At 70.6% G+C, this 25,520-nt stretch carries 23 protein-coding genes and 1 pseudogene; 10 read left to right on the forward strand and 14 right to left on the reverse strand.

Features of this window, described 5'->3' with window-relative positions:
- Positions 1-234: 234 nt before the first annotated feature.
- Entirely contained in the window at positions 235-555 is a 321-nt protein-coding gene (locus AC07F3_RS15780) for a hypothetical protein (protein WP_479114333.1), read from the forward strand.
- 9 nt (positions 556-564) lie between these two features.
- Here AC07F3_RS15780 and AC07F3_RS15785 read toward each other — a convergent pair whose 3' ends face one another.
- On the reverse strand, positions 565-1,515 hold the full coding sequence (locus tag AC07F3_RS15785) for a hypothetical protein (protein ID WP_479114335.1): 951 nt from the start codon (positions 1,513-1,515) through the stop codon (positions 565-567).
- Between the two features lie 539 nt (positions 1,516-2,054).
- Positions 2,055-2,657: a helix-turn-helix domain-containing protein gene (locus AC07F3_RS15790; RefSeq protein ID WP_479114336.1), complete on the reverse strand. Its 603-nt coding sequence runs from the start codon at positions 2,655-2,657 to the stop codon at positions 2,055-2,057.
- Between the two features lie 143 nt (positions 2,658-2,800).
- On the opposite strand from AC07F3_RS15790, the gene AC07F3_RS15795 reads away from it, so the two are divergent.
- Entirely contained in the window at positions 2,801-3,790 is a 990-nt protein-coding gene (locus AC07F3_RS15795) for an alpha/beta fold hydrolase (RefSeq protein ID WP_479114338.1), read from the forward strand.
- 123 nt (positions 3,791-3,913) lie between these two features.
- Here the strand turns inward: AC07F3_RS15795 and AC07F3_RS15800 are convergent, their stop codons facing one another.
- Positions 3,914-5,584 (reverse strand): serine/threonine-protein kinase, encoded by a 1,671-nt coding sequence (locus AC07F3_RS15800; RefSeq protein WP_479114340.1) that lies wholly within the window; start codon positions 5,582-5,584, stop codon positions 3,914-3,916.
- A 241-nt stretch (positions 5,585-5,825) separates the two neighbouring features.
- On the opposite strand from AC07F3_RS15800, the gene AC07F3_RS15805 reads away from it, so the two are divergent.
- Together AC07F3_RS15805 and AC07F3_RS15810 are read left to right on the forward strand one after the other, a co-directional pair.
- The gene (locus AC07F3_RS15805) at positions 5,826-6,809 is read left to right on the forward strand and encodes a phosphotransferase family protein (RefSeq protein ID WP_479114342.1); all 984 of its coding nucleotides are present in this window, start codon (positions 5,826-5,828) and stop codon (positions 6,807-6,809) included.
- 937 nt (positions 6,810-7,746) lie between these two features.
- Positions 7,747-9,462: a peptidase S8 gene (locus AC07F3_RS15810; RefSeq protein ID WP_479114344.1), complete on the forward strand. Its 1,716-nt coding sequence runs from the start codon at positions 7,747-7,749 to the stop codon at positions 9,460-9,462.
- 166 nt (positions 9,463-9,628) lie between these two features.
- On the opposite strand, the gene AC07F3_RS15815 is transcribed toward AC07F3_RS15810, so the two are convergent.
- A complete protein-coding gene (locus AC07F3_RS15815) occupies positions 9,629-10,495 on the reverse strand; it encodes a tetratricopeptide repeat protein (RefSeq protein ID WP_479114346.1) in 867 nt (288 codons plus the stop codon).
- A gap of 139 nt (positions 10,496-10,634) precedes the next feature.
- Positions 10,635-12,071 carry an FAD-dependent monooxygenase gene (locus tag AC07F3_RS15820; RefSeq protein ID WP_479114348.1) on the reverse strand — a complete coding sequence of 479 codons (1,437 nt, stop codon included), beginning with the start codon at positions 12,069-12,071 and terminating at the stop codon, positions 10,635-10,637.
- Between the two features lie 114 nt (positions 12,072-12,185).
- Here AC07F3_RS15820 and AC07F3_RS15825 point away from each other — a divergent pair, with 114 nt between their 5' ends.
- Positions 12,186-13,151 (forward strand): Lrp/AsnC family transcriptional regulator, encoded by a 966-nt coding sequence (locus tag AC07F3_RS15825; RefSeq protein WP_479114350.1) that lies wholly within the window; start codon positions 12,186-12,188, stop codon positions 13,149-13,151.
- A gap of 215 nt (positions 13,152-13,366) precedes the next feature.
- On the opposite strand, the gene AC07F3_RS15830 is transcribed toward AC07F3_RS15825, so the two are convergent.
- Both AC07F3_RS15830 and AC07F3_RS15835 read right to left on the reverse strand, forming a co-directional pair.
- Complete coding sequence (locus AC07F3_RS15830) at positions 13,367-15,187, reverse strand: Ig-like domain-containing protein (protein ID WP_479114352.1); 1,821 nt, start codon at positions 15,185-15,187, stop codon at positions 13,367-13,369.
- Positions 15,188-15,288: 101 nt separating this feature from the next.
- The gene (locus AC07F3_RS15835; RefSeq protein ID WP_479114354.1) at positions 15,289-16,365 is read right to left on the reverse strand and encodes a hypothetical protein; all 1,077 of its coding nucleotides are present in this window, start codon (positions 16,363-16,365) and stop codon (positions 15,289-15,291) included.
- Between the two features lie 558 nt (positions 16,366-16,923).
- Here AC07F3_RS15835 and AC07F3_RS15840 point away from each other — a divergent pair.
- Positions 16,924-17,463: a GNAT family N-acetyltransferase gene (locus AC07F3_RS15840; RefSeq protein WP_479114356.1), complete on the forward strand. Its 540-nt coding sequence runs from the start codon at positions 16,924-16,926 to the stop codon at positions 17,461-17,463.
- A gap of 57 nt (positions 17,464-17,520) precedes the next feature.
- Here the strand turns inward: AC07F3_RS15840 and AC07F3_RS15845 are convergent, their stop codons facing one another.
- Positions 17,521-17,877, reverse strand: coding sequence for a winged helix-turn-helix transcriptional regulator (locus AC07F3_RS15845; protein ID WP_479114358.1), 357 nt, complete (start codon positions 17,875-17,877; stop codon positions 17,521-17,523).
- Positions 17,878-17,965: 88 nt separating this feature from the next.
- Here AC07F3_RS15845 and AC07F3_RS15850 point away from each other — a divergent pair, with 88 nt between their 5' ends.
- Together AC07F3_RS15850 and AC07F3_RS15855 are read left to right on the forward strand one after the other, a co-directional pair.
- Positions 17,966-18,775, forward strand: a complete 810-nt coding sequence (locus tag AC07F3_RS15850; protein ID WP_479114360.1) for a polysaccharide deacetylase family protein — start codon at positions 17,966-17,968, stop codon at positions 18,773-18,775.
- Positions 18,776-18,786: 11 nt separating this feature from the next.
- Positions 18,787-19,713, forward strand: coding sequence for an NmrA family NAD(P)-binding protein (locus AC07F3_RS15855; RefSeq protein ID WP_479114362.1), 927 nt, complete (start codon positions 18,787-18,789; stop codon positions 19,711-19,713).
- 117 nt (positions 19,714-19,830) lie between these two features.
- Here the strand turns inward: AC07F3_RS15855 and AC07F3_RS15860 are convergent, their stop codons facing one another.
- From AC07F3_RS15860 to AC07F3_RS15885, 6 genes are all read right to left on the reverse strand, one after another.
- Entirely contained in the window at positions 19,831-20,199 is a 369-nt protein-coding gene (locus AC07F3_RS15860; protein WP_479114364.1) for a hypothetical protein, read from the reverse strand.
- Entirely contained in the window at positions 20,199-20,603 is a 405-nt protein-coding gene (locus AC07F3_RS15865; protein WP_479114366.1) for a DUF2690 domain-containing protein, read from the reverse strand. The genes AC07F3_RS15860 and AC07F3_RS15865 overlap by 1 nt, the downstream gene beginning before the upstream one ends.
- Positions 20,604-20,682: 79 nt before the next feature.
- On the reverse strand, positions 20,683-21,198 hold the full coding sequence (locus AC07F3_RS15870; protein WP_479114368.1) for a hypothetical protein: 516 nt from the start codon (positions 21,196-21,198) through the stop codon (positions 20,683-20,685).
- Positions 21,199-21,385: 187 nt separating this feature from the next.
- Positions 21,386-22,123 (reverse strand): aggregation-promoting factor C-terminal-like domain-containing protein, encoded by a 738-nt coding sequence (locus AC07F3_RS15875; RefSeq protein WP_479114370.1) that lies wholly within the window; start codon positions 22,121-22,123, stop codon positions 21,386-21,388.
- A 146-nt stretch (positions 22,124-22,269) separates the two neighbouring features.
- A complete protein-coding gene (locus tag AC07F3_RS15880; RefSeq protein ID WP_479114372.1) occupies positions 22,270-22,668 on the reverse strand; it encodes a hypothetical protein in 399 nt (132 codons plus the stop codon).
- Between the two features lie 78 nt (positions 22,669-22,746).
- Positions 22,747-23,163 (reverse strand): DUF2690 domain-containing protein, encoded by a 417-nt coding sequence (locus AC07F3_RS15885; RefSeq protein WP_479114374.1) that lies wholly within the window; start codon positions 23,161-23,163, stop codon positions 22,747-22,749.
- Between the two features lie 253 nt (positions 23,164-23,416).
- Here AC07F3_RS15885 and AC07F3_RS15890 point away from each other — a divergent pair, with 253 nt between their 5' ends.
- Complete coding sequence (locus tag AC07F3_RS15890) at positions 23,417-24,610, forward strand: sensor histidine kinase (protein ID WP_479114376.1); 1,194 nt, start codon at positions 23,417-23,419, stop codon at positions 24,608-24,610.
- A gap of 21 nt (positions 24,611-24,631) precedes the next feature.
- Positions 24,632-25,291, forward strand: a pseudogene (locus tag AC07F3_RS15895) (response regulator); the annotation flags it as partial.
- Positions 25,292-25,520 lie beyond the last annotated feature (229 nt).

Genomic DNA, 25,520 nt, shown 5'->3' on the forward strand with positions numbered 1-25,520 from the left:
GGGAGGGAGTTCCACGTGTTGCTGTACTCAACGCCCGGGCCGCCCCGAGGTTACGGGCGCTGTCAGTACGGTGAAGCGACAGGGCACCCGGTGGGGCGGAGGCGGACACACCGAGGGCCGGGCGCTTTCGCAGGCTTTCGGCTGGGCTTGTGGAGAGCGCCAGCGTATGAGTGTGAACCGCGACTCCGATGGCGGCCCAGCCCGCCCCGTCGGTGACATGACCGATTCGGGCGGATGAAGAAGCCACAGGTCGACCCTTTCGGGCCGCCCCAGGCATACGCCTGCTCCGAGCTGTGCCGGATGGTGTGCGCTCACCTCCCTAAGACCAGGCTGACCGCCACGCTGCAAGGCGTCCGGCGCGACGAACCGCAGGTCTTCGGCAGCGTCACCTTGGCGCCGGACCGGATCGAGGTCGCGGGTGACGGCCTTTCATGGGAACTCGTGGAGGACCTGGGCGTACGCGAGGGGTCGTTCCAGGTGACCGGCGGACGCGCGGTACCGCATGCCCACGGGCCCGGATCCGTGACGCGGAACCGGGCCCTGGCCACCGAGTAACGCGGTGGGTCACTCAGATCGTGTCGGTTGCTGCCCGCTGTCCGACTTGCGGAGCAGCACCGCCACCGCCAGCCCGGCGGTGACCACCGCGCACAACACCGCGAGCGTGGTCGCGCCCGTGAACGAGCTGCCCAGGCTGTCCTTCAGGAGGTGTACGGAGGCGAACCTCGCGCCCACCGCATGAACCACCGCGGTGGCGACGGCCGCGGCCGCGCCGAGCGCCCAGACCCAGACGGGGTCGTGCAGGGGCAGGAGGCAGGCCAGGATCAGACAGATCGCAGCGATGCCCATGGAGGCGTACGCCGCCCTGTTCCCGGACTGCGCGGCCGTGATGTCGGTCGGCAGGTGGATCACGCCGATCATCAGCAGAGCGGCCGCCGCAGGCCAGCGAAGTACGGACCGCAGAGCGGGCATTCTCGCTGCCCCAGCGGTCGCCGCGGGTGCCTCGGGGGCAGGCCTGCCGACCGCCGGCGCGGATGAGGGCGGCGGAGGGGCACCCGCCGGGGCCATCGCCGCCTTGGGCACGTCCTGGTTCTGCGGTGCGGGGGCCTGCGGACCGAAGGGCCTCGGAGGCGGCTCCTGATGCGGCGCCTCGCGCTCTACGGGGGACGCGTCAGCCCCTGGGCGGAAGCTGGCGATCAGCTCGGCCACCTCTTCGATGGGCCGTTCCGCCGCGGCCGCGCGCAGAGCCGTATCGGCTTCGTCGTCCGTGTGCGGGGGCTTCTTGAGGAGCGAGATCAGCTGGCGCACGTCGTCCAGCGGGCGCGAGACGGCAGCCATGTGGAGCGCCTTATCGCCTGGCCGTGGTCGTTCGCCGGTCTGGTTGAGGAGGTGCGCCAAGGAGGCGACCTCGTCCAGCGGCCGGGACATGGCCGCAGTCTGGAGCAGAGTGAGATGGGTCGTGTCGCCCGTGTCGATCGGATTTGGTTCGTCCGATATGGGGCTGGGAGCAGATGCCATGAAAGGTTTCCTTTGCCGAAGTTGCTTGAGAGACCACTGCGGCAGCCCGTATGTGCTGTCTGGTACACACATCTGAGTTCCATCACAACGGAGCGATGCCACCCCTGCCATTTCTGCCGGACGCCGCCCGGCGCGTGCCCGGCCCCCTGCGACCACCGCCCCGGGGCACGTCAGACTTGGACGTAACCCGCTTCGGCACTGCTCCGACAACGGGTTTCGCAGCCTTCGGGCCCGGCTCCGGCAGGGGCTGGCCGTGCCTCGGCGATGGGCCCAGATCCACGGCCGAGGCTCCTCCACTCGGGTGGCGGGGCGGACAGCGGGTGGCAATCCGGCGAGCGCTCACATGCTCACGGACGCGCCCGCCCCGGCCTCTCTGCCCAGCAGCCCCGGCCGCGGTTCGCATGCGGACTCGTTCAGGGCGTACCGCGGAACACCACTCGGTCGGAGTGAATCGCGAGACTGGGGCAGCACCGCCTTGTGCCGCCTTGTGGTGGGTCCGTTTTTGATCGTGGCTCGGCGTACCGCGATGGCGCAGTCGGCTACCGGCCCGGGGGACTACCGGCCAGATGGAGACGCTGCCGCAGACGCTCGCCCTGCGGCCCGAACATGACCAGGTACTCGACGGGTCCGCCGGGACCGGCGTTCGCCACGCCGTGCGCGGTGCGGGTGTCGAACTCGGCCGTTTCGCCGGCGGAGAGGAAGAGATCCTGGTCGCCGAGCGCCAGCCATAGCCGCCCGTACAGCACGCACAGCCACTCATACCCGTCGTGCGCGACCTGTCGTGGCCGTTCCGGCACTTCGTCCACGGGCGGCAGGACGTGCTTGTGGGCGTGCAGGCCTCCGACGTAGCGGGTCAGCGGCAGGACCGTCTTGTCGTCGCCCCGAACTCGCGGTGCGGGCGGGCGTGGTCGGGTGGGTGCTGTGCCTGCCAGTTCGTCCAGGGAGAGGCCGTATGCCGTCGCCAGCTGCAACAGCACCTCCAGGGTCGGCTTCCTTCGGCCGGTCTCGATCCGCGACAGCGTGCTGAGGGAGATGCCGGTGGCGCGGCTCACGTCGGAGAGGGTGTCGTTCCGGTGCTCCCGAGCCTCCCTCAGCCGCGATGCCATCGCGGCCAGCGTGTCGGCTACAGCGTCGTCCTTCACCGGTCGATCGTCCCTTCCCGACGGACTCCTTTGAGGCCGTGTCCTGCCACTTTGCCAGATGGGCAAGGATTTTCGCGGCGGTCGGCCGCTCCAGCGCATCATCGGTGTGCGCCCGCAGTTCCCCGGAAGTCGAGGAGAGAGCCATGTCCCAGCCCATGCCGTTCGCCGGTCGGCACCGCACCGTCGAGACGCCCGCCGCACGGCTGCACGTGGTCGAGCAGGGCAGCGGTCCGCTGGTCCTGCTCGTGCACGGCTTCCCCGAGTTCTGGTACTCCTGGCGCCATCAGCTCCCGGCCCTCGCGGCGGCGGGGTTCCGGGCGGTCGCGCTCGACGTGCGCGGGTACGGCCGCTCCTCCAAGCCCGCGGCTCCGCATGAGTACCGGATGCTTGACCTGGTCGAGGACAACGTCGCTCTGGTACGTGCCCTGGGCGAGGACCGGGCGGTGATCATCGGCCACGACTGGGGATCCGCCATCGCCTCCACGTCGGCCCTGCTCCACCCCGATGTCTTCCGCGCGGTCGGACTGCTGAGCGTCCCCTACGCCCCGCCCGGCGGCCCGCGCCCTACTGAGGTCTTCACCCGGCTCGGAGGCCATGAGGAGGAGTTCTACGTGTCCTACTTCCAGGAGCCGGGCCGGGCCGAGGCGGAAATGGAACCCGATGTACGGGGCTGGCTCGCGGGCTTCTTCGCCGCTCTGTCCGCCGACACCATGCCGGGACCGGGCGAGCCCGATCCGCACTTCGTGAAGCGAACCACGGGTCGGCTCCGCGACCGCTTCCCGAACGGCCCGCGCCCTGCCTGGCTGAGCGAGCACGAACTCGACCTGTACGCCGAGGAGTTCGAGCGCACCGGGATGGCCGGGGCCCTCAACCGCTACCGCACCATGGATCGGGACTGGGAGGATCTCGCTCCGTACCGGGGAGCCCCGATCAAGCAGCCGTCCCTCTTCATCGGTGGCGACTTGGACGCCTCCACGACGTGGATGGCCGATGCGATCGACGCCTTCCCGGCGACGATGCCGGGGCTGGTCTCCGCGCACATCCTCAACGGCTGCGGCCACTGGATCCAGCAGGAACAGCCGAACGAGGTCAACCGTCACCTGACCGCCTGGCTCGCCTCGCTCCAGGACTGACCCTAGAAAGTCACCGGACGGCGCGTGCGGTGGTGGATGCAAGCTCCCTACCTGGCCCTGGCCCCCGGCCCGCGTGCTGCGCCCGATCCCCTCGGTGCTCTGCCGCGCTGCCTGTTCCCAGTGTCAGAGTGACAGGGTGCGCCAACCCTGGGTGATCTGGTCGCGCGCGGCGGCCGCGTCCGGGAGGTGACCCTGGTACGAGCCCAGCAGGTCCACCAGGGCCGCGCCGTCCGCCGGGCGGCCTGCGGGATCGGTGGTCAGGGCCCTCTCGACGACGGCCGCCAGCGCCGGGTCGAGCGCATGCACCGCCGCGAGGGCGGCTGCCTCGGGCCCTGTGTCGACGATCCGGCGGATCACCGCGCCCGTACTGGTCGCCTGGAACGGGCTGGCCCCGTGTGCCGCGCACACCACGCAGCAAGCCCAGGCCCAGATGTCCGCGGCCGGACCGGTCGGCTCGTCGCCGAACTGCTCCGGAGCCATGTACGTCAGGGTTCCCGGGCCGCCGCCCGTGCGCGTGAGGCGGGTGCCGTCAACGATCGCCGCGATGCCGAAGTCGAGCAGCCGGGGCCCGGCACTGGTCAGCATGATGTTGGCGGGCTTGAGGTCCCGGTGGACCAGGCCGAGCCGGTGCACCCCCGACAGGGCGAGCGCCAGCGCGAGTGCGAGGGCCCGCAGAGCCTCGGGGGAGCGGATGGGGCCGTGTTCGCGCAGGTGCACGTCGAGCGGCCGTCCGTCCAGCAACTCCATGGCCAAGTAGGGCCGTCCGGCATCCACCCCCGCGTCGAGCACCCGGGCGGTGTAGGCGCCGGACACCATCGAGAGGACTTCCGCCTCGCGCTCGAAACGGCGCAACAGCTCGGCGTGGTCCAGGAGTTCGGGGTGGATGGTCTTCAGGGCCACCTGAGTCGCCGCGCCCTCACGCCGCGCGAGGTACACCGTGCCCATGCCGCCGGCCCCGATGCGGCCGAGCAGCTGGTACCCGGCGATGGTCCTCGGCTCGCCCGGATGCAGGTCGTGGAACGCGACCTGCGGCGCCGCATGGTCGGCCGGGTGGGCTTGCGTCGGCACATAGGCAGCCGGTTGAGCGGGCGGGAAGGCGGGGACGGGCGGGGTGGGGGCCGGTTGTGCGGCTGGAGACGTCTGCGCGTACGGGCTGGGCGGGCCGTACGCGGGGTGGTGCGCGGGTGGGGGCGGTGTCACGGCGGCAGCGGGCCGCAGCCGTCGGCCGGCCACGAGCGCGGTCAGCTGGAAGAGCAAGGCGGCCACGACCACCCCGAGAGGGACCATCAGGCCCACGACGGCGCGCAGGACGAGCAGGATGGTCAGTCGGCGGCGTACCGTGCTGGTCCCCCAAGTCCCCTTGGCTCCAACGGTGTTCAGCAGGTTCCGCTGCGTCAGGTACCAGGACAGCAGGCAGAGCAGCAGGATCGGGATGCCGATGATCAGGAGCGAGAACCGTGCCATCGCGTCGGAGAGGCCGAGCGTCTGGGACAGGGGGCCGACGTCACCCCACGCGACCGGCTGGGAGAGGGTGTCGAAACCGCTGACCATGCCGCTGTCCAGCAGGAGCACCAGGCAGACGCCGCCCACCAGGCCGAGCGCCAGTTCTCCGACGGCCGCCGCCGAGAGGCTCACCGGGGCATTCCCGTCGGAGGCCTCCAACGTCCGCTGCTGTGCGGCCCGTTGGGATCGAAGGAGCATGGGGAGTGAGGCGAGTCGCACCACCAGTGCCAGTACGGCGACGACCATGAGGCCCGAGCCCAGCGTCGTCACCGCGACATCGAAGTCCGTCACGTTTCCCCCGTGCGTCCCCTGTACGACTCGTCGGCCGAGCCGGAGGAAGTATAGGGGCCTGAGGATCATGGAAGAAGAGAGCCAGGGGAGCTTGTGGCCGGGAGGCCGCGACGGTGGGGCCGGTCTAGGCGAGGCGGTGTCGAACACGTCGGGAGAATTCGCCGGAGCCGGGGCCCTCTCCAACTCGGCCGTGGCCCGCCCCCCGCGCCTGTCCGACCGGGCGGGCCGATAGCCTCCGTCCGTGATCAAAGGTGAGGGCGAGGGCCGTGTCGGTGGCGGGCCTGAGGTGCGGGGCTGGGGTGCCACGCGGTCGTGGGTGGCCAAGCGGCTCGCCGCCGGGGAGCGTATCGACGAGGTCACCCGGCTGCGGGGCGGCTGGACCTCGGAGATGCGCCGGCTGGGCATCGTCGGGCCGGACGGTCGCCGTGACTTGGTGTTGCGGTCGTTCGTGAAGCCCTTCTATGTCCGTCACGCCGAGGGCCTGCTGACACGCGAGGCCGAGATCCTGCGCCTGCTGGGTGAGACGGATGTGCCCGCGGCCGTGCTCGTGGATGTGGACGCCACGGCGACCTCTTGCGACCATCCGTCCTTGCTGATGTCCCTGCTGCACGGGAGCGTCCGCGTGGACGGCGACCGAGTTGAGCGGCGCGCCGACCTGCTGGCCGACCAGTTGGTTCGTATCCACCAGGTCGAGGTCACCACGGAGGCGAGGCCGCGGAGCTGGCAGCCCTGGACCTCCCCGGAGCGAGTGACGCCTCCCGAGTCCACGGCGCGGCCGGAGTTGTGGCAGCGGGCTGTCGATGTCATCCGGCAGTCGCCGCCCGCCTACCAGGCTCGCTTCCTTCACCGGGACTTTCATCCCGGCAATGTTCTCTTCGATGGTGACGGCGACTCCATCCGGATCAGCGGCGTCGTCGACTGGGTGGAGACCTCGTGGGGTCCCGCCGATCTGGATGTGGCCCACTGCGCGACGGCCCTGGCCCTGCTCCACGGCGTGCCCCTGGGCATGAGCTTCGCGGACCGGTATGTCGCGGCCGGAGGCCTGCTCGCGGATGAGGCCGCGGCGCACCTGTACTGGCGGCTGCTCGACGCGTTGGCCTTCGCTCCGGACGCCGAGAAGGTGGCCGTCCCATGGCGCGAGCTGGGCCGTTCGGATCTGACTCCTGCCCTGCTGGCCGACCGGCTCGAAGAGTATGTCCTGGCCCTCTTTGAGCGCTACGTGTGAATTCCGGTGTCGGCGGCAGAGATCGCCCCGAAGAATCCCTGGCGCCCGCTCCGTACCTTTCGTAGGCCCCAGGCGGAGGGGTTTGACCGCGTGTGGCGCTTTCGGACTCACCCGTCCTGGAGCTGATGAGGCGTCAGCGAAAATTCCGCGAGTCGGAAGTCAACGCCCGATGAGCCGCTCGGATACCCCAGCCGCGTCGGGTGCCGTCCGCGACGCCACGGCTGTGAAATCCGCCCGGACTCCGACAAGTTGACGTCCAAAGCCCGCACGGCGCTCGACGGAAAGTGAGGGTTGGGCGTTACGGCGGGGCGGACGAGGGCCTGCTCTCTTCCGTCCGCAATCCGGCAAAGCGATCAGGTGAGCCCCAACTGTCCCATTGCTAAGCAGGGTTGGGTGGCTCGGGGCTGGCATCGTGGTCAATGAGTGGTCAAGATCAGACCATGCATTTCTGTTTGCCGGGCCAGGCGGAGGCCAATTCCCGTACAGCCGCAAGTAATGGCCCGCCTGACATTTACCTGTTCTGGCCCTGATCTGTCCGTCCCGTTCACATCCCCGTAACGAGTTGGGTGAACGAACCGCAGGTCGCACCTGTTGACCGGTGCTCGTCAAGTCTGGTTTGCTTCCGCCCGGCGAACGGTGCCACCACAGCCCGTGGTGACAGTTCGTTAGTTGAATGAGGTTCGCGTTTCGGTCCGGGGGCTTACTTCCCTGTCTGCGGAGAGATCAATTCCCCGCGAAATGGCCACCGCACGCCCAGGAGAATCCCCTGTGCGATTCGCGGCGCTCCTTTTCGCTGCTCTCTTCACGCGGATATTTCGGCGGGGTGGCGAGTGTCTGTTCAGGGCGTGACCCGGCATGCCGTTCGCCGCAGTCCAGCCGAGCGGTCACGTCCGTCGATCGACGCGTCGTGACCGGTACGAGAGAGGCACCCCCACCCATGGGTATCCCCCATATATCAAGAGCCGCGCAGCGGACCGCCCTGACCGGGCTCGTCTCGCTGGCCTTCGCCACCACCGGCCTGGTCGCGGCCGGTTCGGTCCAGGCCGCCGAGGCGTCGGCCTCGACCACCCCCCACGTCAAGCGGCTGTGCTCGCAGCCCACCAAGCACCGCGTGATGGCCTGCAAGGCGCTCGCCCGCACCGACATCGTTCAGCCGCACGCGCTCACGGTCAACGCGGTCTCCCCGCTCGCCGTGCCGTCCGGCTACGGCCCGTCCGACCTGCTGAGCGCGTACAACCTGCCCGCGAACGGCGGCGCGGGCGCGACGATCGCCATCGTCGACGCCCAGGACGACCCGAACGCCGAGTCCGACCTGGCCGCCTACCGCAGCCAGTACGGCCTGCCCTCCTGCACCACGGCCAACGGCTGCTTCAGCAAGATCGACCAGAGCGGCGGCACCAACTACCCGACTGCGGACGCCGGTTGGGCGGGCGAGATCTCCCTGGACCTCGACATGGTCTCGGCGATCGCCCCCAACGCGCACATCCTGCTGGTCGAGTCCAGCACGGCCAACATGAGCGACCTCGGCACCGCCGTCAACACCGCCGTCGCCCGGGGCGCCAAGTACGTGTCCAACAGCTACGGCGGCGCGGAGGACTCCTCCGACCTCACCGCGGACAACCAGTACTTCAAGCACCCGGGTGTCGCGATCACCGTCTCGGCGGGCGACTCCGCGTACGGCGCCGAGTACCCGGCGGCCTCCCAGTACGTGACCTCCGTCGGCGGCACCGCCCTGAAGCGCGACTCCAGCGCCCGCGGCTGGTCCGAGTCGGTGTGGCACACCAACAGCACCGAGGGCACCGGCTCCGGCTGCTCGGCGTACGACGCCAAGCCCAGCTGGCAGACCGACAGCGGCTGCTCGAAGCGCACCATCTCCGACGTGTCGGCCGTCGCCGACCCGGCCACCGGTGTCGCGGTGTACGACAGCTACCAGGCCAGCGGCTGGAACGTGTACGGCGGCACCAGCGCCTCCGCGCCGATCATCGCGGGCGTCTACGCGCTGGCCGGCACGCCCGGCACCGGTGACTACCCGTCGAAGTACCCGTACGCGCACACCAGCGCGCTCAACGACGTCACCACCGGCAGCAACGGCACCTGCTCGCCGAGCTACCTGTGCACCGCGGGCACCGGCTACGACGGCCCGACCGGCCTCGGTACCCCGAACGGCACCACGGCCTTCGCCACCGGTGGCAGCACCGGCGGTGGTACCGGTGGTGGCAGCGCGCTGACCAACGGCACCTTCGAGTCGGGCGACCTGAGCGGCTGGACCGCCACCGGCTCCGCCACCGCCAGCACCGACGCCGCCCACACCGGCAGCTACGGCGCCCTGGTCGGCTCGTCGAGCCCGACCAACACCTCCTCCATCGCCCAGACCTTCACCGCGCCGGCCGGTAGCTCCAAGGTGTCCTTCGCCTACGACATGACCTGCCCCGACACGGTCACCTACGACTGGGCCACCGCCACGCTGAAGGACAACACGACGGGCACCACCGCCACGGTCCTGCCCAAGACCTGCACCAACGGCGCCGGCTGGAAGACCGTCTCCGGCTCCCTGACCGCGGGCCACAGCTACACCCTCACGCTCACCAGCAAGGACGACGACTACGCGGGTGACGAGACGTACACCTACTACGACGACGTGACCGTCTCCTGACTCCAGGCCGACGGGTGACGCCACCGGCGCACGCGGGCCCCTCTCCCACTGAAGGTGGGGGGAGGGGCCCGTTGTCCGTGGCATGCTCTTCGGACTCGTCCGCCCCGGCATCTGGAAGTTTGCGAGTGCGCGACGAGCCGCTGACGTCCGAGGCCGCTAAGAAACGCTAATGCGCCGGCTCCAGGTCGCTCCAGGTGCGTCCGGCGGCTGCCGCCCACGCCTCCAGCAGCTGTCGCGCCTCTGCCTCGGGGGCGGCCAGCCAGACCTTCTGCGATCCACCGTGGGAAGGCGTGCTGGAGGTGTCCCAGTCGACGCGGCCCGTGCTGCAACAAGCGCACAGCATGTGGAAGCTGCTCGCCGCCTCGGCGCCGAAGTCCCGGGCGAAGAAGGAATCCACCAGCGCCTCCACGTCGGAGGCCGCAGCCGCGTTCACGCTGACTCGCAGCGTGGGCAGATCAGAGGTCTCCAGGAGCAGCAACTCGTCGAAGACCGAGACGCTTTGACCGTTGAACGTCCGCTCGCCGGTCGGCTCTCCGTCGTGCACGACGATCTCCCCGAAGCGGCGGCCGGCGGTCGCCGGTACGTTCATCACGCGCCCCCGCGTGGGGCAGAGGCGCTGGATCCACACCACCTCCCGCTCTCCGCCGGTGTCCAGCCGCACGCAGGCCGGCCCGAAGGAGGCGTTGATCTCCCCCTCGCCCTCCGGCATGGGGATGCCGAAGCCCTCCCAGGCGTCGCGGGCGGTCGCCCAGTCGCCCTGGATGGTGGCGGCGATGCCCAGGTTCCAGAATGCCGGGTCCTGCTTGCCGCGTGGCGAGCGGGCCGCGGCCCCGCGGCCCAGCTCGTAGGCCTTCGCCCAGTTCCGCAGAAACTTATGGGCCAGAGCCGCGTCGTACCACCACACCGCGCTGGGCTCCTCGTCCGGATAGTGCGCGAGGACCTGCTCGTACAGCTCGGCGGAACGCAGCCATTCCTGCGCCTCCCACGCCTCCCGCGCCTTTGTGAGGATCTCCCTCGCCTCGGACTTCTCCACGTGCCGTGCCCCTCCCTGAGATGAGGTCAGGAGTCTCGCACGTGTGCCATGACCGGCCGACAACGACCCAGCTCATCCGACCTTGCACCCGGAGGCCACGCCGGCGTGGGGCTCGCCGAGCCGTACGCGGGAGTCCGCCTCAGCGGGGCTCGCCGAACCATCGCTCAAGTGCCGGTTCCGGGTTGTCCGTGCCGGCCCAGCACACATAGCCGTCCGGCCGGATGAGCATGGGTTCGGTGTCGGCGCCCTGGCCCGCCCGGTCCACCCGGTCCGACCAGGCGTCGACGGCCTTGGCAAAGGTGTCGGCGGGGTCGAGCAGAATGCCGCGCCCGGACCGCAGCAGTTCGTGCACGCGGATCGCGCCGAGGTCCAGGTCCGGTACGGGTCGGCCGACGAGTGGGTGGGTCTCGGTGCCGGGCATGGGATAGCGGACGGCCATCCCGGACATCAGGTCGGCCAGATGGTTCTGGACGTCGGGCAGTTGGGCCAGGGTCGTGAAGGTGTCCCGGGCGGCCAGCACCTCGGGATCGCGGGTTCCGGCCCAGTCCATCAGCAGGCTCTGGGCGCGGACGTTGCGCAGTACGGCGGCTCCGGCCGGGTGCCGTTCCGCGTGATACGTGTCCAGCAGGTCCTGCGGTGCCCAGCCGTGTACGGCGGCGGCGAGCTTCCAACCGAGGTTGAACGCGTCCTGCATTCCGGTGTTCATGCCCTGGGCGCCGAGCGGAAGATGCACGTGGGCGGCGTCGCCCGCGAGGAACACCCGCCCGTGCCGGTACTGCTCGACCTGCCGGGACGCGTTGGTGATGCGTCGGGCGTAGCGCAGTTCGCGCAGGTGCACGCGCGATCCGAACACGGTGCTCAGGCCCTGGCGTATTTCGTCCTCGGTGACCGGGACCTCCCTGGGCAGCGACCGGCCCGGCCCGCCGAGGACCAGGCGGCGCAGCGGCCTGCCCTGGGGATCGGTGCCGAGCGGGAACAGCGCCGCCCAGTGCCCGTCCTCGTTCCAGGTGTGCGACGTGGCCGGGTCGGCGCCGTCCAGCCGCACATCGGCGGCGACGACCGTCAACGTACCGGGCTGACCGGGGAAGGCGGCCCGCAGGAGTGACCGCACGGTGCTGTGGGCACCGTCGGCGGCGGCGAGGTAGCGGGAGCGGATGGTGGCGCCGTCGGCGAAGGTCGCGGTGACGCAGTCGTCGTCCTGTTCGAGGCCGACCAGTTCGTGGTTGCGGCGGGCGTGGAGGCCCCGTGCGGCGAGGTGCTGCTCGAAGAACCCCTCGATCACCACCTGCGGCACGGCCCGCCAGGGCAGACGGTGCCGGTCGGGGTCGTGCGGGAGCGGGACACCGGCGAAGTGGCCGGTGGTCACGGGATGGTTGCCGGTGGCCAACAAGGGCTCCAGCAGGCCGCGTTGGTCGAGGCCCTCCAGGGTGCGGGACTGCACGCCGCCTGCTTTGGACAGGTCGCTGCGCCGGGCCAGCTTGTCGACCAGGGCGGCCGACGCTCCTGTCAGTACGAGCTCGTTGGCCAGCGTCATTCCGGTCGGGCCGGCGCCGACGATGAGTACATCGGTGTCCATGGACTCCCCTTGGCTGTGTCGTTCGGGACGGAACCAACATGGCGCGGACCGAAATGCCGCAGCCAGAAAGGGAGTTGATGGTGCCAGATTTCGACATCGCGTACGCTCGGCTCGATGGAATCCGACTTCGACGAGCTGGATCGACGGCTCGCCCATGCCCTGCAGATCGACGGCCGCGCCCCGTTCAGCGCCATCGCCGAAGCCCTGGGCGTGTCCGACCGCACCATCGCCCGCCGGTACGCCCGGTTGCGGTCGGCCGGGATGGTGCGCGTGTTGTGCGGGGTGGACGCCCTCGCGCTGGGCGCCGTCCTGTGGTTCCTGCGGGTGCGATGTGCGCCCGCCGCCTCCCTCCCGGTCGCCGAGGCGCTGGCCGGACGCCCCGACACGTCCTGGGTGAGCCTCACGTCCGGCGGGACCGAGGTGACCTGCGTGGTCCGTGCCGAGAGCGAGGCCGCCAGCGAGGCCCTGCTCTTGGCCAAACTGCCGCGCACCCCGCGCGTGGAGGGCGTGACCGCGCACTCCGTGCTGCACGCCTTCTACGGAGGGCCGGACAACCTGGTGGGCAAGCTCGGGTCGTTGGACGCGCAGGCGATCGAGCGGCTGCGCCCGCCCCCGATGCCGCACCGGCCGGGACCGGTGCGGCTCGACGACGGCGACCGCAAGCTCCTCGCCGTGCTCGCCACCGACGGCCGGGCCGGGCTGGAGCAGTTGGCCGTGGCGACCGGCTGGTCGCCGTCGACGGTCCGGCGGCGGATGACGGAGCTGCGCGAACGGGGCGTGCTCTATCTCGACATCGACGTCGACTGGCGTTTGTTCGGCATGCGCGCCCGAGCCCTGCTCTGGCTCTCGGTCGTCCCCGCACACCTGGAGGAGACCGGTCAGGCCCTGGCCGGACATCCGGAGATCGCGTTCGCCGCCGCCACGACCGGCCCGACCAACCTGTACGCGAGCGTGGTGTGCGCGGACCAACGGGAGCTGTACCGGTACCTGACCACCCGGGTCGCCGCGCTCCCCGCCATCACCCACCTCGAAACCGCACCGGTGATCAGGAACGTCAAGCAGGCGGCGAACCGGGCGTAACAGCCGAGCAGCCCCCGCTGGTCCGGCGCCGCGCAGACATGGGGTGGCACCCATGTCTGCGCGCCTGGGATCGCCTGCGGCGCGCGACCTGCGGTGGTCGTCACCGAATCCGCGCGCTGTCCGGGCCGGTGGCATCAGGCAACGGAAGCCTCGTCACCGTCATGGCCGGGGCGATCGTGCAGGCGACTGACGGTGTTCGTCCGGATTGCGGCTCTTCAGCGGCATTGCCCTGCGGCCGGACCGTGCACCACATTGCCGCTCTGGCCCAACACGGGCGTGTTGCCGAGGCAGTTCAGGGGCCCCTGGACCTGGTTGTCCTCGAACTCTGGCACGGACTGGTGAGCCAGCAGGCCGCTGCCGTTGTTGTCCGTAAGGGTCACGGGCGCCTTGAACGTGTTGCCGGACACCTCCATGCCTCCCGTGTTGCCGGTGAGGCTCACCGGGGCCTCGAACGTGTTGCCCGCGCAGCCCGGTGTGGCGTCCAGGCCGGAACCGATCAGCACGAACCCGGTGGTGCCGTTGACGCTGAGAGGGCTGGACAGCGTCGACTGGCAGAGGGTGAGAGCGGCCACGCCGTTGGCCGTCACCGGGCCGTTGATCCGGGCGCCCGTGGCGGCCAGGGCGCCACCCGGCTTCACGACGACCGGCCCGTCCTGCTGTCCCGAGGGGGCGATGCACACCGACTGGCCGGAGTCGACCGTCAGCCTGCCGTGGTGGCCGGTGATGCACGGCTCGCTGAACCCGACGCTCACAGGGGTGGGCCGCGCCGTGCCGCTCGCCGTGAAGTTCGGGTCGCCGCTGTAGGTCGCGGTGAGGGGGTGGTCCCCCGGCTGGAACTTGGTGGTGGTGAAGCTCGCCCGGGCGCCGTCCAGGGGCACGGTAGCCAGCGGGGTCATGCCGTCCGAGAAGGTGACCGAGCCCGTCGGGGTGCCCGCGGCCGGGTTGGCCGGGGTGACGGCCGCGGTCAGGGTGACGGCGTGGCCGAACGTCGGAGCGGCCGAGTCCGCGGTGAGCCGGACCGAAGTCCCGTACTGGAACGAGACGACGGCTCTGCCATTGCCGTGGTTGACGCCTTGAAGGAGGGAGACGTCTCCGGCCGCCGGGAAGGCGTAACTGCTGCCGCCGCCACCTCCTGCACCGGGGAAGTAGCCCGGGTTCCCGCCGCCGGAGCCGCCGCCACCGCCGTGCCAGCCACCGCCGCCGCCCCCGCCGCCGGGGCCACCCGCGCCCCCGTTGCCTCCGGTACCGCCGCTGCCGGGGTTGGGCTCGCTGGTGATGGGGTCGAGATCGATGCCCGGCGTGCCGGGGCCCCCGTACAGCGTGTTGGGATTGCCGTGGCCGCCCACGGCCTGGCCGGCACCGCCGCCGGCCAGGCCGGAGCCCAGCGGTCCGTTGCTCTGACCACCGTCCTGACCGGTCTCGCCGCCACCGGCGCCGCCCCGCAACTCGGGTCCGCCATTGCCGGCGCCCCCGCCGCCACCGGCCACCAGGATGCGTTCGGAGTCCCCGAAGGCACCGTCCCGCACGTCCGAACCGCCACCGCCCGAGCCCCCGCCGCCGTGCGCGCCGCCCCCGCCGCGCCCGTGGCCGTTGCCGCCGGGACGGGCGAACTCACCGTGCCGGGACGAGCCGGGGACGCCGGCCGCGCCCAGCGTCAACTGGAGGGTCTGGCCCGGGATGACGGGCAGAGTCGCGCGGGTCTCGCCGCCCAGGCCGCCGGGCGCTCCGGCGATCACCGGGTGCGGGACTATGTAGCCGGCCGCGCTGCCGCCTTCGGCACCGAACAAGTCGATGGTGGCGGCGGTCACACCATCCGGAACGGTGAAGGTGTCCGTGCCGACGGAGCTGTAGGTGCAGGTGGGGTGCGGCGCGATGGTGAAGACACCGCCTGTGCCGCAGGGGGCGGACGTGCTCGCCGGGTCGGCGGCCGCGGCGGAGGGTGCCATCGCGGCGGCGACGAGCCCAATGGTCCCGGCCATCGAGATCATCCTGGATCCGAGGATCGTCCGGCGCGGGTTCGGGATGCTGTTGCTCATGGGAGTCGAGTGCTTTCTCCGCGGCTCCGTGCGGAGTCGGCGGGGGAGGGGGGACGCGCAGGCGGGAAGACCCCGCCTGCGCATCGGGGTCAACCGGTCGCTCAGACGCCGTCGTTGGCGCAGAGGGCCCAGACGTCGGAGTAGGTGCTGGACGAGCCGGCTCCGCCGGTGTGGGTGTAGGCGGTCCAGTACGAGGCCGAGGTGGACCCGTCGCCGACCGGATTGCCACTGCTGTCGCTGGGGAAGCTGCCGTTGAGGTGGTCGCCGCCCGACCCCGGTCCGGTGAAGTCGGTGGTCGTGACGCTGCCGCCACTGATGGCAGCACCGCCGCCGACCAGGCTTCCGTCGGTGCCGCAGCCCACGGTCGCGGTCTGCCCCGACGTCGCCGAGGTCGGACCGCTCACCTCGCTGTAGTGGACCTTCACGGTCACTCCGCTGACATTGATGCCGCTGCCGCTGCAGATCGCGTACGCGAACGTGGTGTTGGTGGTGCCGCCCCCACCGCCGTTGGAGCCGACGGCCGTCCAGGAGTCGGGGTTGGTCTCGTTGTCGGCCGCGGCCTTGAGGCCGTAGTCGTGCGCGGAGTTGTTGAAGGTGGGGAAGCTCGCGATCGGCTTGAGGCTGCCGACGTCCGCGGGAGTGGTCCGAGCGCCACCGCCGAGCAGGACGGTGTTGGCCGGGCAGGTGGCCGTCACCGCGAGCGGTGTCGCAGCGGTGGTCGGTCCGGCGGCCTTGTTCATGATGGTCTGGGTGTGGTTGATCAGGTTGCTGCTGAAGCACACCGCGTACGGCGTCGACGAGAACGAGCTGTTCACGGCGCCGCCGCTGCCGCCGATCCCGAGCCAGTGGGTGTTGTCGGTGCCCACCACGCCGGTCGAGCCGGTGTATTCGGTGGTGCCGTCGGGGCTGGGCCCGGTGCCGTTCACGTGGTTGCCGTTGGAGGACGTACCGGTACCGATGGCCTGGTCGATCCCGCCGCCGGAGACGAGACCGCTGCCGCAGTCCGCGTGGGTCGATATCTCCGAGAACGTGCTGGTGGGGCCGAGGGTGGCGCCGGGGGTCCGCACCGTCACGCTCACGGTGTTGGCGTACGCGACGCCCGGTACCGCGAGGGCCACCACGGCGCCCACAGCCAGCGCCTTGCCCACGGCGAAGCGCCGCAGAGATCTTGAGTCCATTCGAATTCTCCCTGGTTGGTTCAGTGTTGAGGCAGCGCTGATCCCGACGCGATGGACGCGGCTCGGCAGCGTGCTTGGGATTCGGTGTCCGGGGAGGCCTTCCGTGACGGAGCGGCTGTCACGGGAGCGGGCGCCGAAGGGTGGGGCAGCGGTGGTCGACGGGGTGCCCGTCGACTGTGAGGTGGTGCTGTGAGGAGGTGTTTCGTGAGGGGGCGGCCGACGTGGATCGGGTGGTGGCGGGTTGCCCGCTGCGTCACCGGGTCGGGCGCCCTGCGGATGTAGCCGCCGTCGGCACGAATGCGGAGTGAGGGGGAAGGTGGATGACGCCGCCCCGCAACGTCACGGTCCAGGATCCTGAACCGGCCGCCAACCCTGCTCACCGTGAACCGCAGGTGCGGACTCTAGCAGACGTATTGAGCCGCAACCACAGCCCCGCCAAGCGATCTCATCCCGCAGATGCGACTGTCGATCGGACCACGCGCAGCTGTCATATCCCGTCAATTTGGACACACTTGGGCGTCCGGATCGCTAGCGCGGGCCTGCGATAGGTTGCCCGCCATGACTGGACTCGGACCCGTCTCCTGGCCACCTGCCCCGATAAGGACCGAACGGCTCGTGCTCCGCGAGCCCCAGGCCGTGGACCGCGCGACCTTCATCGAGCTGCTCGCCTCGTCGGAGGTGCACACCTACCTCGGCGGCCCCCGCCCCCGCGACGAGCTCGACCACGAGATGCCGGAGGTGCCCGCGCGATGGCCCGGAAGCTTCGTCGTTGAACTCGACGGGTCGATGATCGGCCAGATCCTGCTCAGGAAAGCCGCAACGCACCGGTGCCCGGCTGCCGTGGGGAAGGCCGACCTGGGCTACCTGTTCCTGCCGCACGCCTGGGGTTTCGGGTACGCCGCCGAAGCCTGCCGAGCGGCGCTCGACTGGCTCGACGGCGTCCTGACCGGCGAGCCCGTGGTGCTCGCGACCCAGACCGCCAACGCGGCGTCGATGCGCCTCGCGGCGAAACTGGGGTTCACCGAGGTGGAGCGGTTCCAGGCCTGGGGCGCGGAGCAGTGGCTCGGCCTGAGGTCACCGGTCGTGCCGTCCGGCTGATCGCGGGCGCCTGCCTGGGCTGGGGGTGCTGATCCGTCAGGAGGAGTGCGGGCCGCGTCATCGACAGTCCGTCTCGGACTCCTGGAATCCCACCACATCCGCTCCGTGCTCGTGAGCCCACTGCGTCAGCACGCCGATCGGTTTCACCAGCGTCCGGCCCAGGTCGGTCAGCGCGTACCAGATCTTCCCCGCCTCGGCGCGGCGGTCGACCAGGCCGTATCCCTGCAAGCGCCGCAGCGTCTGGGTCAGCACCTTCCGCGAGATGCCGCCGATCAGATCGACCAACTCGCCGTGCCTGCACGGTTGTCGGCTCAACGCGAACAGCACGACCACCGCCCACTTGTCGGCGATGATCTCGATCGCCAGCCGAGCGGGGCAGTCGGCGAGGAGGACGCTGCCTGGATACTCACGCATGCCCCGACGGTAGCCCCCTGCCAGGAACCTGGAGGTACCCACCGCCTCACTAGCGTCCACGACGGAAGCTACCGAGCAGGGGGACCGAATGAAGGCAGAAATCGACTGGCCGGGCGGGCGGAAGGTCGCCGCGCTCGTCACCGTCGCACTGGAGCTGTGGTCACCCGGGCACGGGCCCTCCTACGCGCCGATGGCCGCGGCGTGGCCGCTGCCCGGCGTCGACGACACGCACCGCACGTCGTGGGTGAACTACGGCGTCACCACGGGTATTTGGCGGCTGCTCGACGTCCTCGGTGACCTGCCCGCCACCGTGGGTGTGAGTGGGCTGGTGGCCGAGCGGCACCCCGAGACCGTCAGGGCCGCGCACGAGGCGGGGCACGAGATCGCCGCTCACTCCTGGGCCCAGGACGTGGTGCCCGCGCTGCTCGACGCCGATGCCGAGCGGGCCAACATCCGGCGCTGCACCGACATCCTTCGCCGTGTCACCGGAGTCCGACCGACGGGATGGATGAGCCCCCGCGCCACCGGGTCGAGGCACACGGTCGACCTGCTCGCCGAGGCAGGCTACCGCTGGACCGGCGACCACAGTGACCACGACCTCCCGCAGCTCCTCCCTACCGCGCGCGGGCCAGTCGTCTCCCTCATGCACAGCGACCACTCCGACGTACGGGACGCCACAGCCGGGGCGTACGCCTACCGCGACCTGCACCGCGAGCTGCTGGACCAGCTGCTCGCCGCCCCCGGGCCAGGTGTTTTCCGCCTGACCGTCCACGCCCACGTCGGAGGCCGACCACTCCTCGCGGGCATGGTCGGCCAGATCCTCGACCACCTCCGTGACTCCGGCGACGTCTGGGTGGCCACCCACGCCCAGGTGGCCGACCACGTCCTGACCCATTAGGGAGGAACGCCATGACCCGCATCCTCGTCGTCGGCGGCACCGGAGCCATGGGCAGGCATGTGATCCGGCGCCTGTTGGCCACCACCGACGCCACCATCACCGTGCCCACCCGCCACCCCGAGGCCGCCCACGCCACCAGGCTCGCCGCCGCCGCGCCCGGCCGCGTGCGCCTTGTCCGCTCCGACCCGGCGGCGCTCGACGCCTTGATGGGGCAGGCCGACCGCGTGTTCGCCAACACCGACTTCTTCGCCACGGGGAGCGCGGTGGGGGAGTATCGGCAAGGGCTGCACCTGCTGGCCGCGGCGGAGCGGGCCGGAGTCGAGCGTTTCATTTGGTCCTCGTTGGACAGCGCGGTGTCGCTGACCGGCCGTCCCGTCCCGCACTTCGACAGCAAGGCCGCCGTCGCCGCGCACATCGGCCTGATGCGCTCGGAGGAGATGCTCCGCAAGGAGACCGACGGCTGGTACACGGACCACGTGTCGGTCCTGACCACGGCGCCGTACTTCGAAAACCTGCGGGACCGGCTCACTCCCCGACCGGACGGCCGGGGCGGACTGACCTTCGGACTGCCCCTCGGCACCGCCCGCTACCCGCTCGTCGCCCTCGACGACATCGCCTGGTTCGCCTGCCACATGTTCGACAACTGGCAGTCCTGGGGCGCCCGCGACCTGGCGGTGATCGGGGACAGCCTCACCGGCGACGAGATCGCCGCCGCCTTCACCCGGGTCACGGGCACCCCCAGCACCTACCTCCCGATGCCGCACAGCGAACTGCACGCAGCCGTCCCCGACTTCGGCCATGACTACGCGGCCATGTTCCGGTTCTTCGCCGAGCGCGATCTCTACGTCCAGGACCGGGACCTCACCCTCCTTCGCCGTCTGCACCCCGGCCTGATGACCTTCGAGGGCTGGCTGCGCCACACCGGATGGACGGGATGAGCACCACCGGGCCACGTCCGAACGCGGGTATGCGCGACAAGGGCCGCCCCGCCCCGATCAGGGTCGGGCTGGACAGCGACGAACGAGCCCGCCCGCACAGCCTCGCCGTGGGCGTCGTCAGCCCCGGCACTGGGCGGAATCGGTGATCCGGAGTTTGTCCACCGTGCCGAAGGACGGGGCATGAAGGGTTGCCCCGGGCTGGACGCAGGTGGTTCGGCCGTTGGTGAAGTGCAGCAGCGCGCCGTCGTCATGGCGCGTATTGACGACGTACTCGGCGCCCCGGCTGCGGGTCAGCGTCTGCCAGCCCGAGGTGATGTCCTTGAACTTCCCGACCCCGTTCTCCCCGACATAGAAGCAGACGTACGGATAGCCGCAGTCGAACCCCGATGTGGGGGCCGCCGAGGCGGGGGAGGCGGGAGCCATGAGGACAGCGGCGGCTGCCACTGCTCCGGCCGCCGCCACGATGCCGCGTACCTGAAAGCCCATCAGTAGTCCCCGGTGCATTCGGTGTTGCCGGACCAGTAGCCGCAGGCCCACGCCTTGACGTCCTTGTCGTTGATCATGACGCTGTAGAACTTGCCGCTCCCGTACGTCGTGTACTTCTTGCCCTGGCTGTTCTTGATCTCGATCTTCGAGCCGGACGGGACGCTGATCTTGAAACGGCCCCAGGCCGCCCGGCACGACGGGCTGTAGCGCAGCTCCATCGCGTCGATGGGCGCCTGATTTCCGGCCACGGTGCGGGCGTCGTTGGCACACGTCGTGGCGGCGGGGCTCTTGCCGTTGCAGGTGGCGCCCAGGCAACTGGTGGCCGCCGAGGCGTTGGGCGCGGCCACCAGGCCGGTCGCCAGCAGCGCTCCGGTGCCCAGCAGTACGGCGATGCGGTGCTTCATGACGTACCTCTCGGACGGTGGGGAGAGAGTGGTTCCCGGTGGGGCGCCGCGGCGCCCCACCGGGTGTGGGGCGGTGCGATCAGCTGCTGGCCGCGGCGGTGCAAGCGGCACTGCCACCGCACCAGGCGATGTCCCAGTGGTTGCTCTCGCGTGCGTAGACGTTGCCCGCGGAGGACCGGTAGCGGGCGGCTCCGTCGCCGCGGGTCGTGATGTGGGTGAAGTTGTGAGTGATGTAGTTGCTGATGCAGGTGTTGGGGTTGATGTCGGACTTGTAGCCGTTGTAGTGGCTGTAGGTGCCGGAGGCGTGTCCCACCTCGGTGCCGCCGGTGACGTTGATGGCGCAGTTGCTGGCGCTCTTGAGGGTTTTGAGGCCGGTCACGGTGGCCTGGTTGATCTGGTCGAACGACGTGCACGAGGAGTTCGAGCGGGTGGTGCAGTTGCCGCTGGACGACCAGGTGACCCCGGCGGCCCGCAACTGGGACGCGGCCGCCGACTGGGAGAGTTTGGTGACGGCGAAGGCGTTGCCGGGCAGCGCCAGTACGACGGCCGCGCCGAGGGCGCCGGCGGTCAGGGACAGGCTGCGTACGCTGGGCATGGGTGACTTCCTTCCGTGGCAAGGCTGAGGAGAGGGAATTTTCCCCGAGGGGTCGCACAGGAGGTTACGAGCGGGACGCGAGGGGCGCACCGGCCGATCCGGCCGTCTTGGCGCTGCGCAACGCGCCCTCGGTGGGCGACCGGCTCCCGGGGTCCGCACACGGGACGTTCCATGTCCCGTGGCGCGCTCAGTACCAGTGCGGGGAGCGGGACTTCCACGTGCTGTAGGCGTTGCAGGGGGTCCCGTACCGGTCGCCGATGTATTTCAGGCCCCACTTGATCTGGGTGGCCGGGTTGGTCCTCCAGTCGGCGCCTGCGGTCGACATCTTGGTCCCGGGCAGAGCCTGCGGGATGCCGTAGGCGCCGCTGCTCGGATTGGTGGCGTACACCTTCCAGTTGCTCTCGCCGACCCAGAGGCTGTTCAGGCAGTCGAACTGCGCGGAGACGCTCCATCCGTGGGCGGAGAACTGATTCTGCGCGATGACGCGGACCGTGCGCGCCACACCCATCGAGGACATCGTCGCGGCCCCGGCGACGCCGTCGGCGCTGAGCCCATGGGCGCTCTGCCAGTGCTGGACCGCAGCCTTCGTCCCGGCACCGAAGGACCCGTCGGCCGTCACGCCGGCCTTGGCCTGTACGGCTTGGACCTGGCGGTGCAGGGCCAGTTCGCTGCGCTCCCCGTACGTGCCGTCCTCGTCCAGGCCGTTGTCCCGCTGGAAGCCCTTGAGTGCGGTGTGCGTGGCCGGGCCGTCGGCTCCGTCGACGCCGCTCTGCGCCAGGTAGCCCAGGCCCGCCAGGTTGGCCTGCTCGGCGCGCACCTGGTCGAGGGCGTACGCGTGCGAGGCGCTCAGGGCGGGGACGACCAGCGCCGCCGTGGTCACCGCGGTGACGAGGGCCGGTATTCGAACAGGGGAAATCGCTCTCACTCAGGGCTCCTTGAGGAAATGGCAGCGGGTGTCTGTGGGTGCGCGGGTGTGCGCGCCCGATTCGTCCGGCGCGGCCGGGCCGCGGGCTACGGGACGTGGCGACACCCCGCTCCCGGTGTCGGTCAGGTTGCTGGGGTGCCGCGGTCTCACTCGTAGTGGCACTCCGGCATGCCCGCCGGCGGGTCGTGCGGGGTGTTGACGTTGCCGCCCCACGACCACAGGTCGTAGCGCGTGCCGAGCCGGGGGTCGGTGACGCGGCTCATGCGGTACCACACGTCGGTGTGGTATCCGCCGGAGTTGACGTCCGCACCGTGGTAGTAGCAGTCGATCTGTACGGGGTCCTTCGCCGTGGTGACGCCCACCCGCTGGAGAATGGTCGAGGGGCCGACCCGCAGGCTGCTGTTGGCGTCGATGGAACTCGCGTAGGAGTACGCCGCGTTGGCGGGTGCGGCGAACGCGCTCCCGGAGGCCGCGAGGGCCAGCAGAAGACCTGCTCCGGCCGCGCCGGCCAGCGCTCGGCCGCGCTGAACGAAGGGCATGGGCATGCTTCCAACTCCTGTCTCATTCGAATGAGGTACGGCTGCACACTGCTGGGGCGGCGGCGAACGGCCCGCCGGGACCGGTCAGTAGCGCGGGGTGGCGTCCCAGCTCCTGCCGCCGTTGTAGGTGTAGATCGCGTTGGAGGTGACGTCCTTGTCGTTGACCATGCGGGTGTACACGTTGACGCTGCCCGACTTGGGAACGGACGCCGTGTAGCGGTTGCCCCGGTCGTTGTTGACCTCGATGGAGCCGGGGCCCCGGCTCGACTGGAGGCGGGCCCAGGCGGCCCGGCAGGACGGGCTGTAGCGCAACTGGATGTTGCCGCTGCCGTTGCCGACCTCGACGGTCTTCGCGTCGTTGGCACAGCTGGTCTTGGTGGGGTCGAGGCCGTTGCAGCTGCTGCCGTAGCAGCTGGTCGCGGCCGATGCCGGAGCCGCGGCCACGACTCCGCCCCCCAGGAGGGCCGTCGTGGCCAGGAGCGCGCCGACTATGCGTTTCACGGGTTCGTCCTCTCCGTCGCGGATCCAACGGCCCGAAGACTAGGAGGGGGCGGCCCGCAGGGACGTCCACTGCCGGTTGGAACTCTTCTCGTCCCCGTGTACACCGGGCAGTTGACCCGCGCGGCGGCCTCGACCGCACGGTTGAGACCGGGTGCAACCAGAGGGTGACACGGTCCGCCGGGCCCGCGGCCGGCCGCGCAGATCAACCGCAGGTTGGACGACTGTCGCGCCGCATCCTGCTTACGTTCCTGCGATGGGACCGACACCGCGCCTGCGCCAGGCGCTCTTCGACAGTGCGCTGTGCCTCGGCGTCGCCGTGAGCGGCTGCGTGGCGGGTACGGAGTACCAACCGCCGGGCTGGAACGCGTTCGACGCGCGGGCGTATCTGCTCACCTGTCTCGTCGCGCTGCCCATTGCCGTGCGACGCGCCCTGCCGGTGACCACGCTGGTCGGCTGCTGCCTCGCGTATTCGCTGTTCCTGGCGGTCGGGTACCAGCCGTCGGTGAACTGGTGGGCGGTGGTCGTCGCCCTGGTGGGCGTGGCCGCACGGCGTTCCGCGCGGGTGGCCGCGGCGGGTGCCGCGCTCGCTGCCGCGGTCGTGTTGCAGAGCGGGTTCGCTGGTCATCTCGGGCTGCCGTTGACCGTCGGCCAAGCGGTGCTCGTCCCCTCCGTCTGCCTCCTGTTCGGCCGCGGCCAGCGTGAACTCGCTCTGCGCAACAGCGAGTTGAGGAGGCTGACCGAGGCGCTGGCGCACGAGCAGCGCGAGCAGGCCCGGCGCGCGGTGATCGACGAGCGGCTGCGCATCGCGCGTGAGCTCCACGATGTGGTGGCCCACCACATGTCGGTGATCTCGGTCCAGGCCGGGCTCGCGGAGTACGTCTTCGCCTCTGACCCGCTCACCGCCCGCTCGGCGCTCTCCACGATCGCGGGCGCCAGCCGCGAGGCCCTGCACGACCTGCGGCGGCTGCTCACGGTGCTCCGGGTCGACAGCGAAGCGCACGACGACTCGGCCGCGCCGCTGGGCCCGCTGCCGGAACTCAGCCGCGTGGGGGAACTCGCCCAGCGGATCGAGGCAGCAGGGGTGACCGTCGAAATCCAGACGACAGGGGTGGCGCGCAGGTTGGATCCGGGTCTGGAGGTGTGCGCCTACCGGGTCCTCCAGGAGGCCCTCACCAATGTGGTCAAACATGCGGAATCGGCACACGTGAAGGTGCATATCGCTTACGGGGAAGACCAGTTGAGCATCCTGGTGCGCGACGATGGAGGCACGGGGAAACCGGCCATCGCCTCCCGAGGGTCGGGGCATGGCTTGATCGGCATGAGAGAACGCGTGAGGATCTGCGGCGGCAGGCTGTCCACCGGGCCGCTGAGTGAAGGGGGATTCGAGGTCCGCCTCTCCCTTCCGACCAGCTCGGCGCCCCCGGAAGACGTAGGAGTCTGTCCGTGACGGCATTCGAGGGGGACGACCGTGACCAATGTGCTAGTTGTCGACGACCAGGACCTCATCCGGGCGGGCATAGCCGCTCTGCTGCGTGCCGCGCCCGGATTCGCCGCGGTCACGGAGGCCGCGGACGGCGAATCGGCGGTGGCCGCGGCGCGGGCCCACCGCCCCGACGTGATCCTCATGGACATCCGGCTGCCGGGTATCGACGGCATCACGGCGGCCGAACGCATCCTGGCCGCACACCCCGTGGTACCTCCGCGCATCATCGTCCTGACGACCTTCGATGTCGACGAGTACGTGTACGCGGCTCTACGTGCTGGGGCGAGCGGATTCCTCCTCAAGGACACCCCGCCAGAACGGCTGATCTCCGCCGTCGCAACCATCGCGGCAGGGGACATGCTCTTCGCTCCGGTGGTGACCCGGCGTCTCATCGAGGCCTACACCCTGCGCTCCGACGAGCCCCGTCCCGAGCACGCCGGGTTGTCCCGGCTCACCAGTCGCGAGCAGGACGTGCTCCAACTGGTGGCCAGGGGGCTCACCAACGACGAGATCGCCACGGAACTCGTCGTCAGCGAAGCCACCGTCAAGACCCACTTGCACCGCACGATGACCAAGCTGAGTTTGCGCAGCCGGGCTCAGGCGGTCGCCGTCGCCTACGAGGCGGGCCTGGTGGTGCCGGGAGGGGGCCGAAGCCGTCGTGAACCCGGAGACGGGCCGGAGGCGAACGGCCTCGTCCCGAGCCCTGGCGCGCCCTCGCTCCAGTCGGCGGCCGAAGACGCGGTCACAGCGCCCCCTGCCGCCAGAGGCACGGCAGCACCGTCGAAAGCGGCCCCGCAGGAAGCGGGGACCCGCGCGAACAGCCCACGCCGCGGCCCCACTTACTCCGGCCAGTCGTCCCTGAAGGACTTTCCGA

Source organism: Streptomyces sp. NPDC045846 (assembly GCF_056431605.1).